At 62.4% G+C, this 14,808-nt stretch carries 13 protein-coding genes and 2 pseudogenes; 2 read left to right on the forward strand and 13 right to left on the reverse strand.

Features of this window, described 5'->3' with window-relative positions; all coding sequences use genetic code 11:
* Nucleotides 1-93 precede the first annotated feature (93 nt).
* The gene (locus HV744_RS30210) at nt 94-1,209 is read left to right on the forward strand and encodes an LTA synthase family protein (RefSeq protein WP_246279259.1); all 1,116 of its coding nucleotides are present in this window, start codon (nt 94-96) and stop codon (nt 1,207-1,209) included.
* 72 nt (nt 1,210-1,281) lie between these two features.
* Here the strand turns inward: HV744_RS30210 and galE (HV744_RS30215) are convergent, their stop codons facing one another.
* Both galE (HV744_RS30215) and HV744_RS30220 read right to left on the reverse strand, forming a co-directional pair.
* Nucleotides 1,282-2,304 (reverse strand): UDP-glucose 4-epimerase GalE, encoded by a 1,023-nt coding sequence (galE, locus tag HV744_RS30215; protein ID WP_175153016.1) that lies wholly within the window; start codon nt 2,302-2,304, stop codon nt 1,282-1,284.
* Nucleotides 2,305-2,491: 187 nt separating this feature from the next.
* Nucleotides 2,492-2,662, reverse strand: a pseudogene (locus HV744_RS30220) (glycosyltransferase family 2 protein); the annotation flags it as partial.
* A 25-nt stretch (nt 2,663-2,687) separates the two neighbouring features.
* On the opposite strand from HV744_RS30220, the pseudogene HV744_RS30225 reads away from it, so the two are divergent.
* Nucleotides 2,688-2,981: pseudogene (locus HV744_RS30225) on the forward strand (methyl-accepting chemotaxis protein); the annotation flags it as partial.
* Nucleotides 2,982-3,038: 57 nt separating this feature from the next.
* Here the strand turns inward: HV744_RS30225 and HV744_RS30230 are convergent.
* The 11 genes from HV744_RS30230 to HV744_RS30275 form a co-directional block, all read right to left on the reverse strand.
* Nucleotides 3,039-3,773: an ABC transporter ATP-binding protein gene (locus HV744_RS30230; RefSeq protein ID WP_175153017.1), complete on the reverse strand. Its 735-nt coding sequence runs from the start codon at nt 3,771-3,773 to the stop codon at nt 3,039-3,041.
* An 84-nt stretch (nt 3,774-3,857) separates the two neighbouring features.
* Nucleotides 3,858-5,798 (reverse strand): branched-chain amino acid ABC transporter ATP-binding protein/permease, encoded by a 1,941-nt coding sequence (locus HV744_RS30235; protein ID WP_175153018.1) that lies wholly within the window; start codon nt 5,796-5,798, stop codon nt 3,858-3,860.
* Between the two features lie 8 nt (nt 5,799-5,806).
* Entirely contained in the window at nt 5,807-6,682 is an 876-nt protein-coding gene (locus HV744_RS30240; RefSeq protein WP_175153019.1) for a branched-chain amino acid ABC transporter permease, read from the reverse strand.
* Between the two features lie 149 nt (nt 6,683-6,831).
* On the reverse strand, nt 6,832-8,046 hold the full coding sequence (locus HV744_RS30245) for an ABC transporter substrate-binding protein (protein WP_175153020.1): 1,215 nt from the start codon (nt 8,044-8,046) through the stop codon (nt 6,832-6,834).
* A gap of 502 nt (nt 8,047-8,548) precedes the next feature.
* Nucleotides 8,549-8,899, reverse strand: coding sequence for a T6SS effector amidase Tae4 family protein (locus HV744_RS37725; protein WP_246279260.1), 351 nt, complete (start codon nt 8,897-8,899; stop codon nt 8,549-8,551).
* Nucleotides 8,797-9,162, reverse strand: a complete 366-nt coding sequence (locus tag HV744_RS37730) for a hypothetical protein (protein ID WP_246279262.1) — start codon at nt 9,160-9,162, stop codon at nt 8,797-8,799. Before HV744_RS37730 ends, HV744_RS37725 begins: the two co-directional genes overlap by 103 nt.
* A 3-nt stretch (nt 9,163-9,165) precedes the next feature.
* The gene (locus HV744_RS30255) at nt 9,166-9,726 is read right to left on the reverse strand and encodes a PAAR domain-containing protein (RefSeq protein ID WP_175153021.1); all 561 of its coding nucleotides are present in this window, start codon (nt 9,724-9,726) and stop codon (nt 9,166-9,168) included.
* 551 nt (nt 9,727-10,277) lie between these two features.
* Entirely contained in the window at nt 10,278-11,300 is a 1,023-nt protein-coding gene (gene galE, locus HV744_RS30260) for a UDP-glucose 4-epimerase GalE (protein WP_175153022.1), read from the reverse strand.
* 13 nt (nt 11,301-11,313) lie between these two features.
* A complete protein-coding gene (locus tag HV744_RS30265; RefSeq protein ID WP_175153023.1) occupies nt 11,314-12,462 on the reverse strand; it encodes a glycosyltransferase family 4 protein in 1,149 nt (382 codons plus the stop codon).
* A 51-nt stretch (nt 12,463-12,513) separates the two neighbouring features.
* Entirely contained in the window at nt 12,514-13,344 is an 831-nt protein-coding gene (locus HV744_RS30270) for a glycosyltransferase (RefSeq protein ID WP_175153024.1), read from the reverse strand.
* A complete protein-coding gene (locus HV744_RS30275; RefSeq protein ID WP_175153025.1) occupies nt 13,341-14,603 on the reverse strand; it encodes an oligosaccharide flippase family protein in 1,263 nt (420 codons plus the stop codon). Before HV744_RS30275 ends, HV744_RS30270 begins: the two co-directional genes overlap by 4 nt.
* Nucleotides 14,604-14,808: the final 205 nt, after the last annotated feature.

Raw genomic sequence — 14,808 nt, forward strand, 5'->3', positions numbered from 1 at the left:
AGCCGCGCGTAAAGAATTGCGGCGCGACGATCGGTATTGCGAGGACGGTCGCTCAACCGCGAGGCAAATCACGCGGTCGTTCAGGGAAAGAAAATGCGCATTGTAAAAATACCCGGCATCATCGGCGCGAATGCGAGCCCTGGCGTTTCGGCCGCGGTCTGGTTCGTCTTGTTCGTCGCGCTTTATGCGGTTTCGGCGGCGCACGAGACATTCCTGCCGGCGCGATTCCTGTTTGATGAGGCGGTGATCTTCGACCGAATGAAGACCGTCACTTCTTTCCTGGCGTTCGGAGACTCCTTCGACAACCTCGCGTGGATATTCAACTTCTTCGGACTTGAAAACTACTCCATATCCTTGCTAGGTTTTTTGGTGTCGACGTTTGGCATGTTCTTCGCGATCTGGGGTTCTCATGTACGGTCACTCAGGCCCGCGGAGTTTTTCCTGGTGGCTTTCTGGCTCGTCAATCAGACCGTCTACATCGGCGTTCCGTCGAAAGAGCTCATCATATCGATTCTGGTGCTGGTGCTGTTATTTTTTAGCTCGTCGCGAGCTATCCTGGCTTTGTTTGTATTTCTGGCGGCATTGGTCGCCATTTACTTCCGGTCTTATTGGGGCATCACGTTGGTGGCGACCGTGGTCCTTTACCTCGGCCCAAATGGCATTAGAAAGCCCGTATCACTGATTTTTTTTGCACTCGTTCTATTCGTAGTCGTCGCCTTTGCTTTTCAGAAGGCGTACGGTGAATCACTGGATTTCGCGAGGCAAAACGCCAATGAGTGGCGAGATCCCAACGAAGTGGGTTCGATCATCGTCCAGTTCATTCCAGGCAGCGGTATTTTCATTGGCGTCGCGAACGTCGCCATCACCCTTGCGACCTTTGTTTTGCCGCTACGGTTGATCACATCGGGTTCTCCATTGCAGACCCTTGGCGGCATCGGCGTGTTTTTTACTTTCGCGATCGTGTTCCTTCGGTATCGCGCGGCCGCATCGCTGTTCCCGGTGGGCCGATTCGAGAAACTGTGTTTTTGTTTTCTGGTCAGTTTCATCGCGACGCAAGCCATTTTCGAACCGGACTATGGTTCATTCCTGCGACATCTCTCGCCGGTGTCGCCGATGGTCATGTATCTCGTTCTTCGACTGGAATCGCTTCGCAAAGGCAAAGACGAGGTCACCGAGCGCCGCCTCGTGTCCTTGTCCGCGAGGGCCTGAGCGCTCAGGCCGTCGCGCGCATACGCGCGACGGCATCCGGCTCGCTCACCTGAGCCGGACGCCGTTTCCAATTCACTCAAATCCGTTCGGATTGCTCGACTGCCAGCGCCAGTGATCCTGGCACATCCTCTCCATCCCGAACTCTGCCTGCCAGCTCAACAGCTTCGCCGCTGCCGCCGGATCGGCGAAGCATGAAGCGACGTCGCCGGGACGACGAGCGACGATTTCATAAGGCACCGGCTTGCCGGATGCCTTCTCGAACGAGCGCACCACGTCGAGCACGCTATAGCCCTGGCCTGTCCCCAGATTCACCACGAAGCTCGCGTCGTGCTTCACCAGCGCATCGAGCGCGGCCAGGTGACCGCGCGCCAGATCGACCACGTGGATATAGTCGCGCACGCCGGTGCCGTCGGGCGTTTCATAGTCGCCGCCGAACACCCGCAGCTTGTCGAGCTTGCCGACCGCCACCTGCGCGACATACGGCATCAGGTTGTTCGGAATGCCGGTGGGATCTTCGCCGATCAGACCGCTCTCGTGCGCGCCGACCGGATTGAAGTAGCGCAGCGTGGCGATGCGCCATGACGGGTCGGCCACTTCCAGATCGCGCAACACCTGCTCGGCGATCAGCTTCGACTGGCCATACGGATTGGTGGCCGACAGCGGGAACGACTCGTCGATCGGCGAGCTCTTCGGCACGCCATACACCGTCGCCGACGAACTAAAGACGAACTGCTTGACGTTGCGATCACGCATCACGCCGAGCAGGCTCAGCAAGCTGCCGACGTTGTTGCTGTAGTACTCGATCGGCTTGGCCACCGATTCGCCCACCGCCTTCAGCGCGGCGAAGTGAATCGCGCCCGTGATCGGATGCGCATCGAAAATACGGTTGAGCGCCGCTTCATCGCGCGCATCGTTTTCGTAGAAGGTCACAGCGCGGCCGGTGATTGTCTCCACGCGCCGCAGCGATTCGCGGTTGCTGTTCACGAGATTGTCGATCACCACGACGCCGTAGCCGCCGTTCAGCAGTTCGACACATGTGTGCGAGCCGATAAAGCCGCCGCCGCCCGTTACCAGAATCGTGCCCTTCGTTGTCATGCTGTTTGCTCCGTTAAAGTAAAACGCCCGTCATTTTCTGCACCAGGTCTTGATACGTTTCGACGCGCCATGCAGCAGCCGCGCACGCTCAGAATGCACTAACAAATTCTGCTCGACAATCGCGGCCTGGTCGGCGCAGCTGCAGACGCAGCGTCGAAGTCACCTGGCGGCGGCGCCTGGTCGCGCTGATGCCGCCGTTCTGCGGCATGCGCAGCACTTCGATTTTCAGGTTGTCGAGCGCCGGCGCGACGATCGGCGGCGTGCTGCCATCGTCGACGATCAGTACGTGCACCAGCGCACTTTCGCTGAACGACGCGAGCGTCAGATCGACGTCGGCCTGGCCGTTGTACGCGGGCATGAGCCCCGCGACATCGTCGAGTGAAATCTGCGAATCGGCGGCCAGGGTCGAGGAGGGCGCATCGCTCGCGTCCGATCCGCAGAAGACGATTCACGAAGCGATGAGCGCGGTCGAGCGCGTCACGGGCGTGATGAACGAGATCGAGGCGTCCGCGCTGGAGCAGAGCGACGGCATCGAGCAGGTTAACAAGGCGGTCTCGCAGATCGACGAGGTCACGCAGCACAACGCCGCGCTCGTCGAGCAAGCCGTGGCCGCGGCGAAATCGCTGGAAGAACATGCGGTTGCATTGTGTGACGCGGTGACGGTGTTTCAGCTCGACGCGATGGCGACAGACGCGTCGACCTCGGCCTGGCAATGGCCGCTTCCGTCCATTGCCTCAATGACTCGTACCCAGATAAGCGGCCTTCACCGACGGATCATTGCGCAACTGCAGCGCCGGCCCATGCGCGGCGATCCGGCCGTTCTCCAGCACATAGCCGTAGTCGGCCACATTGAGCGCCGCCGCGGCGAACTGCTCGACCAGCAGCATCGTGACGCCCTGACTCTTCAGATTCTCGATGATGCGAAACACCTCTTCGACGAGAATCGGCGCGAGCCCCATCGACGGTTCGTCGAGCAGCACCAGTTCCGGGTTCAGCATGATCGCGCGCGCCATCGCCAGCATCTGCTGCTCGCCGCCGGAGAGCGTGCCGGCCAGTTGATGGCGCCGTTCCTTCAGGCGCGGAAACAGTTCGATCGCGCGCTCCAGATCGGCGTTCACGTCGCCGCGCGGCCGCGCCCAGGTCAGGCGCGGGAAAGCGCCGAGAATCAGGTTGTCGGTCACGCTCATCGTCGCGAACACGCGCCGGCCTTCCGGCGAATGCGCGAGTCCGAGCCGCGCGATCCGATGTGAGTCCAGCGCGTCGATCCGCTTCGCGCCGGCGCCCACCCCCATCGTGATCTCGCCGGCGCTCGGGCGGATCATTCCGGAGATCGCGCGCATCGTGGTGGTTTTGCCCGCGCCGTTCGAGCCGATCAGCGTGACGACCGACGCCTTTGGCACGTCGATCGAAATGCCGTGCAGCACTTTGACCTTGCCGTAGCCCGCATGCAGATTCTTGACCGATAGCATGTCTGTTCCTGTGGATCTTCTCTCGTGAATCTCGAAGGATGCCGCCGCTTGCGCCGAAACCCAGGCCGAAACCCAGGCCGAAACTCAGGCCGCTTGCCCGGCCGCCTCGCCGCCGAGATAAGCCTCGATGACTTTTTCGTTCGACTGAATGTCGGCCGGGTTGCCTTCCGCGATCTTCTGCCCGAAATCGAGCACCGACACGCGGTCGCATACGCTCATCACGACGTCCATGTGATGTTCGATCAGCACGACGGTAATGCCGTGATCGCGCACCTTGCGGATGATCGCGACCAGCTCCTTGATATCCGGCGCGGTGAGCCCCGCGGCCGGTTCGTCGAGCAGCAGCAGTTGCGGATCGAGCGCGAGCGCCCGCGCGATTTCGAGCAGCCGCTGCTTGCCGTACGGCAGGTTGCGCGCTTCTTCGGCGGCGACGTTCTCCAGCCCGACGAAACGCAGCATGCCGAACGCGCGCTCGCGGGCGGCGCGCTCTTCGCGCCGGTAACGCGACGACATCAGCCCGACGTCCGCGAGATGGGTGCGGAAGGTGTGATGCAGACCGACCAGCACGTTTTCGAGCGCGGTCATCTCGCCGAACAGCTGCACGTTCTGGAACGTGCGCGCGATGCCCGCCAGCGCGATCTGCGCCGAGGTCTTGCCCGCGAGCGACGTGCCACGGTAATCGAGGGTGCCGGCGGTCGGCACATAGATGCCGGTCAGCACGTTCATCATCGTGCTCTTGCCCGAGCCGTTCGGGCCGATCAGCCCGTGAATCGTGCCGCGCTGCACGGTCAGGTCGACATTGTTGAGCGCCTTCAGCCCGCTGAACTGCATCAGGATGCCGCGCAATTGCAGGATGTTTTCGGTGTCGCCGGCCTGCACGGCCTGAATCGCGTCGGCGCCGATCGTCTCCGGTTTCGTCGTGTCGACGGTGACCGTGCGCACCCGGCCATGCATCACGATCTTGCGCACGAAACCGACCACGCCGTCCTGCAGGTAGTACACGACGAGCAGGATCATCAGGCCGAAGATCGTCAGCCGCCAGTCGGCGAGCGTATCGATGCGGTACGAGAACGCAGCGAGCCCCACGGTGCCGAGCACCGGTATCGCCACCTTGCGCGGCGTGGACACCCTGCGCGCCAGCGCCACCACCGCGCCAATCACGACCACGGCCGCCAGCACCGACGCGACGATGCGGAACATGTCGATGTCGTCGAGCAGTTTCGGCAGCAGCACGATGATCGCCGAGCCGAGCAGCGCGCCGGTGCGCGTCTTGCGCCCGCCCATGATGATCGCGAGCAGGAACAGGATGGTCAGTTCGAAGTTATAGGTATTCGGCGAGATGTATTGCTCCGAATACGAGTACAGGCAGCCGGCAAGACCGGCAAACCCCGCGCTGATCACGAACGCGTAGACCTTGTAGCGATACACCGACACGCCCATGCAGTCCGACGCGATCGGACTGTCGCGCAACGCTTCGAACGCGCGGCCCAGATGCGACTTGAGCACGCGGTGCACGACGATCAGCGACACCACCAGCAGCGCCGCGACGAGCCAGTAGTATTCGACTTCGTTCATCGGCCGCGCGCCGAGCGATGGCTTCGGAATCTTCACGCCCATCGGCCCGTTGGTCAGAAAATCCATCTCGTTGATGAGGATCTGGATGATCGTGCCGAACGCGAGCGTCACCATCGCGAGGTACGGACCGGACACGCGCAGCGCCGGCAGCGCGAGGATCGCGCCGAAGCCGGCCGTGATCAGAATCGCCAGCGGCGCGGTGACGAAAAACGGCATGCCGAGCTTGATGAATAGCACGCCCGCCGTGTAAGCGCCGACGCCGAACAGCCCCGCATGCCCGAGCGAAACCTGGCCGGTATAGCCGACCACGATGTCGAGACCGAACAGCAGGATCGCGTAGATCATGATGGTCTCGAACAGATGGATGTAATACGGGTTGCCCGACAGCACCGGGAACACCGCGAGCGCGATCAGCGCGAAAGCCGACGCAATGAGTTTCTTCAGGTTCACGGCGGGCCTCACACTTTCTTGATCGAGGTCTTGCCGAACAGGCCGGCGGGTTTCAGCGCGAGCACGATCAGCAGCAGCACGAGCCCCGGCACATCCTTGTAGCCGGTGGAGATGTAGAAGCCGGTGGTGGTCTCCGCAATGCCGAGGATCACACCGCCGACCACGATGCCGAGGCCGCTCGACAACCCGCCGATGATCGCCACCGCGAACGCCTTGAGCCCGAGCACCGCGCCCATCGTCGCGCCGGTCAGCGTGAGCGGGGCGATCAGCACGCCGGCGAACGCGGCGGTCAGCGACGACAGCGCATACGAAAACGTGATCACGAGGCCGGTGTTGATGCCCATCAGCGCGGCGGCGTCGCGGTCGTTTGCGGTGGCCACGACCGCCTTGCCGAAGATCGTCTTGCGGTTGAAGAACTCGACTGCCAGCATCATCACGAGCGCTCCGCCTACCACCAGCAATTCCATCGGCAGCACGTTCGCGCCGAACACCTTGAGCGGCGCTTCCGGCAGCGGCGACGGAAAGCGCAGATCATCGCGGCCCCAGACGTTTTCCGCGACGTTCTTGAAGATGATGCCGAGCGCGATCGTCGACATGATCCAGCCGAACTCGGATTTGATCCTGATCGCGGGCCGCACGCCGATCCGTTCGACGAACGCGCCCTGCAGCAAACCGAACAGGCAGACGAGCGGAATCATCAGCCAGTAGTTGACGCCGGGCGAGACCAGCGTGAGGCCGACCAGCGCGCCGAGCATCAGCGCGTCGCCCTGGCCGAAGTTCAGCGTGCCGGAGGTGGCGAACGTGAGTTGATAGCCGAATGCGATCACGGCGTAGATCATGCCGAGCGCAATGCCGCTATAGATGAGCTGCAGAAGAATGGCCATCGTCGAGCGCCTTGGAGTTCACCGTCTATGAAGCAAAGCCGCCCCCGCCGGCGGGCGGGGGCGGCTTTGGAACCTGCTGCCGCGCTTGTGTCCGCGCGTGAATCAGCGTGCCCGGCGCGCGCTGCGCACCGGGTTCGCGCCGTTTGCGACTAGTTCGACGTCGCCTGCTTGGTGCGCAACTGGCTGCCGCCCTTGCGATCGGCCTCGTACGCATAGATCACGCGGCCGCCCTTGACCTCGCCGACCACCGGCACGTTCGGGCTGATCGCTTCGTGGTCGTCGTGCGTGAACGGCTTGTCGTAGACCATCACGACGCCTTCCACCTTGGTGTTGAGGCTTTCGAGCGCGGCACGCACCTTCGGGCCATCGGTCGAACCGGCCTGGGTGATCGCGGCGGCCAGCAGATAGATCGAGTCGTAGCCTTGCGCGGCGGACACCGGCGAGTCGATGCGGTTGTTCTTCGGCTTGAATTCCTTCAGGTACGCGTCGATGAACGCCTTGCGCTTCGGCGTGTTCGCTTCCTGAATGAAGGTCTGCGGCATGCGCGCGCCTTCGCCGTTGGTGCTGGCGTTGTCGATGTAGTTCGCCATCGACAGGGTCCAACTGCCGATCAGCGGCACTTTCCAGCCGAGCTTGGCCATGCCGTTGGCGATCTGCGCGAGTTCCGGTCCGATTCCGTAGGTCAGCACCGCTTCAGCGCCGGCCTCTTTGGCCTTGAGCAGCTGCGCGGTCATGTCGACGTCCTTGATGTTGAATTTCTCGACGGCGACCGGCTTCACGCCTTTTGTGGCGAGCGCTTTTTCGAGGTCTTCGCGGCCGAGCTGGCCGTAGTTGGTCGAGTCGGCGAGAATCGCGACCTTCTTGAAGCCGCGTCTGGTGACGGCTTCATCGACGATCATCGGCGCCTGAATGCGGTCCGCGGCGGCGTTGCGGAACACGTAGTTGTCGGGCTGGTCGGTGAACTGCCTGGTCACGATGCTGCCGGTCGCGACATTGTTGAAGACCGGGATTTTCGCTTCCTGGAAGAAGCGTTGCGACGCGAGCGCGACGCCGGTGTTGATGTAGCCGACCACCGCGACGACCTTCTCCTTGTTGATCAGCTCTTGCGCGATCTGTACGCCGCGTTCGTTCTTCGCTTCGTCGTCGCGTTCCACCAGCACGATCTGCCGGCCCAGCACACCGCCGCCTTTGTTGATTTCAGCGGCGGCGAGACGCACGCCGTCGCGCATGCTCACGCCCATCGAAGACGACCCGCCGGTGAAAGGTCCATCGACGCCGATCTTGATCGGGTCGGCCGCGTAGCTGACGTTAGCGAGGGCGCAAAGCGCGAGCGCGCTCACCACGCTCTTCAAGCAAATTCCCATAACTGTCTCCGTAGCATGTCTTTTTCTGCACGGAGCCTCGATGCGGCTCCCATGCGCGCCGATCGGACGTTGTTAGGAAGCCTGACCGTCCACCGGTGAGGCAGTATATGAACCGTAAAGCGTTAGTAATATTCGGGCTTACCCGCTTGGTGCAATCCCGCAATCGACGGCGGCGGAGTCCGTGCATTGCGACTCCAGGCGGCGCGCTCGTCGGTGGTTCAGTATTCGGACGGGCGCGCGGCATTGCCTATGCGCGTTGCCCAGAAAACGATTTATCACGGCCTGCCGGACTGCCCGGCGCGATGCCTCTTTATCATTGCCCCGCCAAGGACTGCAAGCAGAAAACCGACAATCAAACCAAAACGCAAAGCAAACACTAGCGCTCGCATGCCGCAGGCGTCTCCGCATTCAACGGTTTGTGGCGGTAGGGCGATATAAAGCCCTACAAGGCCGCCCCCGATGGTACCGGCGACGAACAGGAGCGCGAATATGAGCGCCGTCCTCACATGATTTCCCAAAACAGGATCAATTTCGAGTCAGCGAGATTGGAGTAAAGGTTCTCTGGACCAACGCCAAAAATGGATAGCGGATTCCACACCTTATCTATACCGAATGTGAACCGAAGAGTCGTTTCCGAACTCGACGTAAGGCGATCTACGTTCCACAAATCGATGTGATCCCCCGTCGGCTCTCTTTCCTTGAGATTGCGCCGCCAGTAACTCCCAAAGAAGATAACTCCCGTTTTACCCTTCACGTTATCTTGCCAGCCTGTGCCCGTAATTGGCAGAGGGGCGGGACAACCAGCAAAGGGGCGACGCTGAAGCCATTCCGCCACTTCCTTAGCCCGAAGCATGTGACTTGGCGGGTGACCGTGAAACCAGCACTTCTCTTCTCGCCCTTGAACGACTTATTGGTGATCCCCACGCCAGCGAGGCACGTGCCGAAGCGAATGGCGCACTCGTCCTGAAACGCTGGCTTGCCCGTGGACGGGTCTGTACACGGGGCCGAGTGTGGATAGGCCGCCCACAACTCGGCAAAAGTAACAGCCTTCAAATGCACTTCCTTGATCGAGTTCGGCGTGGAGTTCGTTCTAACGATAGTCTTCTTGTTCGGCATTGCTCAGGTTCCTTTCCCTCTTGCGAGGGCGTCGTCACCCCAGTAAACGTGGTAATCGGCGGCAGCATCGGTGTACAAGCGTGGCAGATGACCGTCGTTATCCAGTCGACCTGAGAAGGTCCCGCCGTCTGCTGTTTCGATGAAATATGGGTAGCCTTCGGTTGCGCCGCGCCCTATCGCTCTGACTCGTTCGTCGTAAGAGCCGATCACGACAGACGCGACACCGCCGCCGATGGTCTTGCTTGAGGCAACAGTGCCCATTGATTCGGCCATGTCGTCGCACCATGACTCGCCGGCAAGCGTCGCGACGATTTGTGGCGGCGATGGGCACTTGCAAAGGACGATATCGCGGTCAATTGCGGTTTCGCCCATGAAGTCGATACGGCGGGGGCCGCCGGCCTTCAAAATCGTGCCTGTGCTCTTGCAGGCTTCGCAGTATGCCGATCCCCCAATGAGGGCAACCTGGCGACCGGCGTCACCGATAGTAAAGACCGGACCCGCGTAGGGCAGTATTTCGCCGCCGCGTTCCAGGCTGTCGCCGACTACGGCAATTCGACGCATCATTATTTCGTGTCCTGTTCCACGTCGATTTAGATGCGAACCAGACCGTCCCGTGCGAGCGCTTCGTAGCCCCAAATACACGGTGCAGACGTTACCCGGCTGACGCGGGCGCCACGCTCGGTAAGCGCACCGATGGCTGCGAACAGATGCGTCGTATCGTTCTTCGGCTGTTCCGGCATATTCACGTCTGTGGTCTGGATCGGGGTAGTACCTACTTCATTGCTGGTACAACTGACGAACGAACTCGGCAGGGCATTAGCCCACGAGACTGGAGTGCAGCTATATCGGATAACTCCGAAAAGACGGGGTTATTGCCGAAACACATCCTGATGCAGCATCGCTTTTTTGGAGGCGGCGCCATTTTCTGAATAGGCTGCACTTGTGAGGACGTGTGTTGCAGATAGGGAGGATTTCCGCGCTGACACGAAAATCAGGCGTGGCCACTGAAGGAAGGCGGCCTCGGGCTGCTCGCCAAGATCGGCGAGCAGCCACCGGTTCAACGGCGAAAGGATGCTTTGTCAGGTGATTCCCGATGCCACCGCCGATACTCGGACTCAGGCAAACCCACGCGGATTCGTCGACTGCCAGCGCCAGTGATCCGCGCACATCCGCTCGATGCCGAACTGCGCGCGCCAGCCGATGATGTTCTCAGCCGCCGCCGGATCGGCGAAGCACGATGCGACGTCGCCCGGACGGCGCGCGACGATCTCGTACGGCACCGGCTTGCCGGATGCCTTCTCGAACGAGCGCACCACGTCGAGCACGCTATAGCCCTGGCCCGTGCCGAGGTTCACGACGAAGCTGGCATCGCGCTTGACCAGCGCATCGAGCGCGGCCAGGTGTCCGCGCGCCAGATCGACCACATGGATATAGTCGCGCACGCCGGTGCCGTCGGGCGTTTCATAATCGCCGCCGAACACCCGCAGTTTTTCGAGCTTGCCGACCGCCACCTGCGCGACATACGGCATCAGGTTGTTCGGAATGCCGGCCGGATCTTCGCCGATCAGACCGCTCTCGTGCGCGCCGACCGGATTGAAGTAGCGCAGCGTGGCGATTCGCCATGACGGGTCGGCCACTTCCAGATCGCGCAACACCTGCTCGGCGATCAGCTTCGACTGGCCATAAGGATTGGTGGCCGACAGCGGGAACGACTCGTCGATCGGCGAGCTCTTCGGCACGCCGTACACCGTCGCCGACGAACTGAACACGAACTGCTTGACGTTGCGATCGCGCATCACGCCGAGCAGGCTCAGCAAGCTGCCGACGTTGTTGCTGTAGTACTCGATCGGCTTGGCTACCGATTCGCCCACCGCCTTCAGCGCGGCGAAGTGAATCGCGCCCGTGATCGGATGCGCGTCGAAAATACGGTTGAGCGCCGCTTCATCGCGCGCATCGTTTTCGTAGAAGGTCACAGCGCGGCCGGTGATTGTCTCCACGCGCCGCAGCGATTCGCGGTTGCTGTTCACGAGATTGTCGATCACCACGACGCCGTAGCCGCCGTTCAGCAGTTCGACACATGTGTGCGAGCCGATAAAGCCGCCGCCGCCCGTTACCAGAATCGTGCCCTTCGTGGTCATGCTGTTTGCTCCGTTAAAGTAAAACGCCCGTCATTTTCTGCACCAGGTCTTGATACGTTTCGACGACAACCCGCTCGTCGAATTCTTCCGCGACTTTCTGCCGGCCGCGTTCCGCCATCGCACGGCGCGCGGCGCCGCTCATGTCGAGCATGCGCGCGAGCTGTGTCGCGAGACTCTCCGCGTTGCGCACTTCGCACAGCAATCCATTGACGCCGTCGGCCACCACCTCGCGGCAACCCGGCACGTCGGTCGCGACGATCGGCCGGCCCATCGCCGACGCTTCCATCAGCGTGCGCGGCACGCCTTCGCGATACGACGGTAAAACGATGCAATCGGCATCGGCGATGAAGGGCCGCACATCGTGCGCCTCACCAAGATACTCGATGATGCCTTCCTGTTCCCACGCGGCCACCTCGTCGCGCGTGATCGCGCTCGGGTTGTCGACGCCGGCCGGACCGAGCAGTTGGAACCGCGCGTGCGGATAACGTTCACGCAATCGCCGCGCGGCTTCCACATATTCGCCGACGCCTTTGTCCCACAGGAGCCGCCCGATCAGCACGAACCTGAAGTCCGGCCGCTCCGGCAGCGGCGTGAACGCGAACTGTTCGAGATCGACGCCTTCGCCATGCAGCAGCCGCGCACGCTCAGGATGCACTAACAAATTCTGCTCGACAAACGCTGCCTGGTCGTCGCGATTCAGAAACCAGATTTCGCGCGGGAAGCGGAACGCGAAACGATACAGTTTTTTTGCCACCTGCGCGGCGCGGCTGTGCTGAATGAAGACGTAGCCAAGCCCGGTCGTCACCGCAACCGACTGCACGCCCGCGAGCTTCGCGGCGATCGAGCCGTAGATGTTCGGCTTGATCGTGTAGTGAAACACCACGTGCGGGCGGATCGTCCGGTATTGCCGGTAGAGCGACGCGAGCGTGCGCAGGTCGTCGCGCGGATTGGTGCCTTTGGAGGCAACCGGCAGTTCGATGCAGCGGCAGCCCATCGCGGTGAGCAGTTCGAAAGTGCGGTCGCGCGGCGCGAGCACCGTCACGTCGACGCCGCGTCCGACCAGCATGCGGATCAGCCCCTGCCGATAGGTATAGATTGCCCAGGCGGTGTTACAGACGAGTGTAATGCGCAGCGCGGGCGTCGACTTCAAGGCAGGCTTCATGCGGGAACGGGCTCGGCGGTGAATGGGGCGGTGTCGGGGACTGTGTATGGACTAGTGGCTCGCGCGCGGCGGGAGCAGGACGCGTTTGACTCGCTGGAGCGCGCGGTACGGCATCACCAGATGCAGCAGATTTTTCGCGAGGCCGAGCCAGTCGTACGGATTGGCGGCGTTGAAATAGCGCAGTTGCAGACGCAGCGTCGAAGTCACCTGGCGGCGCCGTTTGGTCGCGCTGATACCACCTTCGTTCAGTTCGTAGTAGAGCCCGAGCTCCGGCAGGTTCGCGCAGTCGTAGCGCTCCATCAGACGCACGAACAGATCGAGGTCTTCGGCGGAACGATACGCGGCGCGATAGTTGCCGACCGCGCGCACCGCGTCGATGCGCAGCATCATCGAAGGATGCGCGAGGCATGAGCGGAAAAACCGCAAGCGGCGGATCGCATCGGGCTCGGCGGGAGGCTTCAGCATGAAGAGCGGCTCGCCCGCGCGCGTGACGACCTGGGTCCACATGCCGAGGCCGGCCACCTGCGGATGCAACTCCATGAACCGGCGTTGCTTCGCGAGTCGTTGCGGCACGCTGCGGTCGCCCGCATCGATTCGCGCGGCAAAGCGAAAGCCGCGCTGCGCGAGCGCATCGATGCCGGTTTGCAGCGCGCGCTCGATGCCGCCGTTCTGCGGCATGCGCAGCACGTCGATCTTCAGGTTGGCGAGCGCCGGCGCGACGATCGGTGGCGTGCTGCCGTCGTCGACGATCAGGACGTGCACCAGCGCAGTTTCGCTGAACGACGCGAGCGTCAGATCGACATCGGCCTGGCCGTTGTACGCGGGCATCAGCACCGCGACGTCGTCGAGTGAAATCTGCGCGGCGGCGGATGAGTTCGTCATGGGCGCAATTTGAAACGAATGTAATAAAGATTAACCGACGCAGCCGCCAGATAGCCGGCCGAGAGGCCCACCAGCGCGCCATAGGCGCCAAGCCGGGGAATCGCCAGCAGATTGACTGCGAACGCGACGGCCAGCGCCAGCAGCCACTTCGCGAGCAACACGAATTTGGCCTGATACTTCAGCACAATCAGATTGCCGATCGCTTCGATGCCGGCGGGCACCGACAGCCACACGGCCCAGCGGAAGATCCCGATTGCGCCTTCGAAGTCCGGCCCGAACACGCGCCGAATGATCAGAGCGGCCAGCAGGTCCAGCACGAGCGCGCCGCTCACCATCAACGCGGCGGTCATCGCGGTGAGCCGCCACATATTGCGGCGCAGTTGCGCGGCGTCCTGCACACGGTAGACGAACGCGGGCGCAATGGTCTGCGCGAGCATCAGCGCGAGCGTGATCCAGTTTTCGTTCAACTGCTGGGCGGCGGAATAGCGGCCGAGGTCGGCGAACGAAATCGCCCGTTCGAGCATCAGCCGGTCCAGTTTCAGAAACAGATACATACAGATCAGGCCGAGCCAGAACACCGTGCCCGCGCTCGCGAAATGCTTGAAGAGCGAACGGTCGACCCGCCAGCCGAGCCGGCCGCCATGCCGGCGCATGAAGTAGATCAGCAGCACCGCGCCGATCGCCGCGGATTCGAGCGCCCACAGCCAGCCGAAGCGTGCGGGCGTGGCCGCCGCGCGCACCAGCAGATAGACGCAGCCGGCCTTGAGCACGGCGGTGCTCATGCTGGTGAGCAACTGCGGCTTGCTGTATGTCATGCTTTGCAGCCACGCGTTGATCACGCCGACGAACGGCTCGCGAAACAGCATGGTCACCGCGAGCCCCGCGAGCATCGCGCCGACCAGCGGTTCGAAGACATGCAGCGCGATGCCGAGCCACGTAAGCAGCAACGCCGCGACGGATACCGAGAGACGCAACGCGAACGCGCTGCCGAGTACGGTGCCGAGTTGCGCGGGCGGCCGGCCGACGATGGTGGGCACCAGGATTTCCGCGCCGCAGACCCAGGTGATCGGCGAGAGCACCAGCAGCAGCGTGTTCGCGTATTGCCATTTGCCGAAGGTGTCCGGCCCGAAGTAACGCGCCAGCATGCCGCTGATCACGATCGCCACGCCGATCTGCGTGAGCCGTTCGAGCCCGAGCCAGACGATATTCGTGAAGGCCCGCGTGACGTCCGGATTGGCGAAGCGTTTGAGCGTCAGCATCCGGTCGCCGCTCGCCGGTCCGCGTGTGTGAAGTGCTCGGCGGCACCGTGCGCGTTTGCCCACCCGGCCGACTGTCGCGGCAACGTAACAAATGGAGGGCGTCTAGGCATTAGAATGGCGTTGTTCAGGCTGGTCAGAAGAACGCAATTATAAGTTGGAACCGGATCGCTTCCGGCAAGGGCGCACCACAGCGTTTCACCGCTAC

It is taken from the genome of Paraburkholderia ultramafica, from assembly GCF_902859915.1.
Lineage (GTDB): Bacteria > Pseudomonadota > Gammaproteobacteria > Burkholderiales > Burkholderiaceae > Paraburkholderia > Paraburkholderia ultramafica.

Bases quoted from the DNA above. Each gene is read 5' to 3' on its own strand.
- HV744_RS30210 (WP_246279259.1), top strand. From the start codon at position 94: ATGCGCATTGTAAAAATACCCGGCATCATCGGCGCGAATGCGAGCCCT.
- galE (WP_175153016.1), bottom strand. From the start codon at position 2,304: ATGACAACGAAGGGCACGATTCTGGTAACGGGCGGCGGCGGCTTTATC.
- HV744_RS30230 (WP_175153017.1), bottom strand. From the start codon at position 3,773: ATGCTATCGGTCAAGAATCTGCATGCGGGCTACGGCAAGGTCAAAGTG.
- HV744_RS30240 (WP_175153019.1), bottom strand. From the start codon at position 6,682: ATGGCCATTCTTCTGCAGCTCATCTATAGCGGCATTGCGCTCGGCATG.
- HV744_RS30245 (WP_175153020.1), bottom strand. From the start codon at position 8,046: ATGGGAATTTGCTTGAAGAGCGTGGTGAGCGCGCTCGCGCTTTGCGCC.
- HV744_RS37725 (WP_246279260.1), bottom strand. From the start codon at position 8,899: ATGCTTCGGGCTAAGGAAGTGGCGGAATGGCTTCAGCGTCGCCCCTTT.
- HV744_RS37730 (WP_246279262.1), bottom strand. From the start codon at position 9,162: ATGCCGAACAAGAAGACTATCGTTAGAACGAACTCCACGCCGAACTCG.
- HV744_RS30255 (WP_175153021.1), bottom strand. From the start codon at position 9,726: ATGATGCGTCGAATTGCCGTAGTCGGCGACAGCCTGGAACGCGGCGGC.
- galE (WP_175153022.1), bottom strand. From the start codon at position 11,300: ATGACCACGAAGGGCACGATTCTGGTAACGGGCGGCGGCGGCTTTATC.
- HV744_RS30265 (WP_175153023.1), bottom strand. From the start codon at position 12,462: ATGAAGCCTGCCTTGAAGTCGACGCCCGCGCTGCGCATTACACTCGTC.
- HV744_RS30270 (WP_175153024.1), bottom strand. From the start codon at position 13,344: ATGACGAACTCATCCGCCGCCGCGCAGATTTCACTCGACGACGTCGCG.
- HV744_RS30275 (WP_175153025.1), bottom strand. From the start codon at position 14,603: ATGCTGACGCTCAAACGCTTCGCCAATCCGGACGTCACGCGGGCCTTC.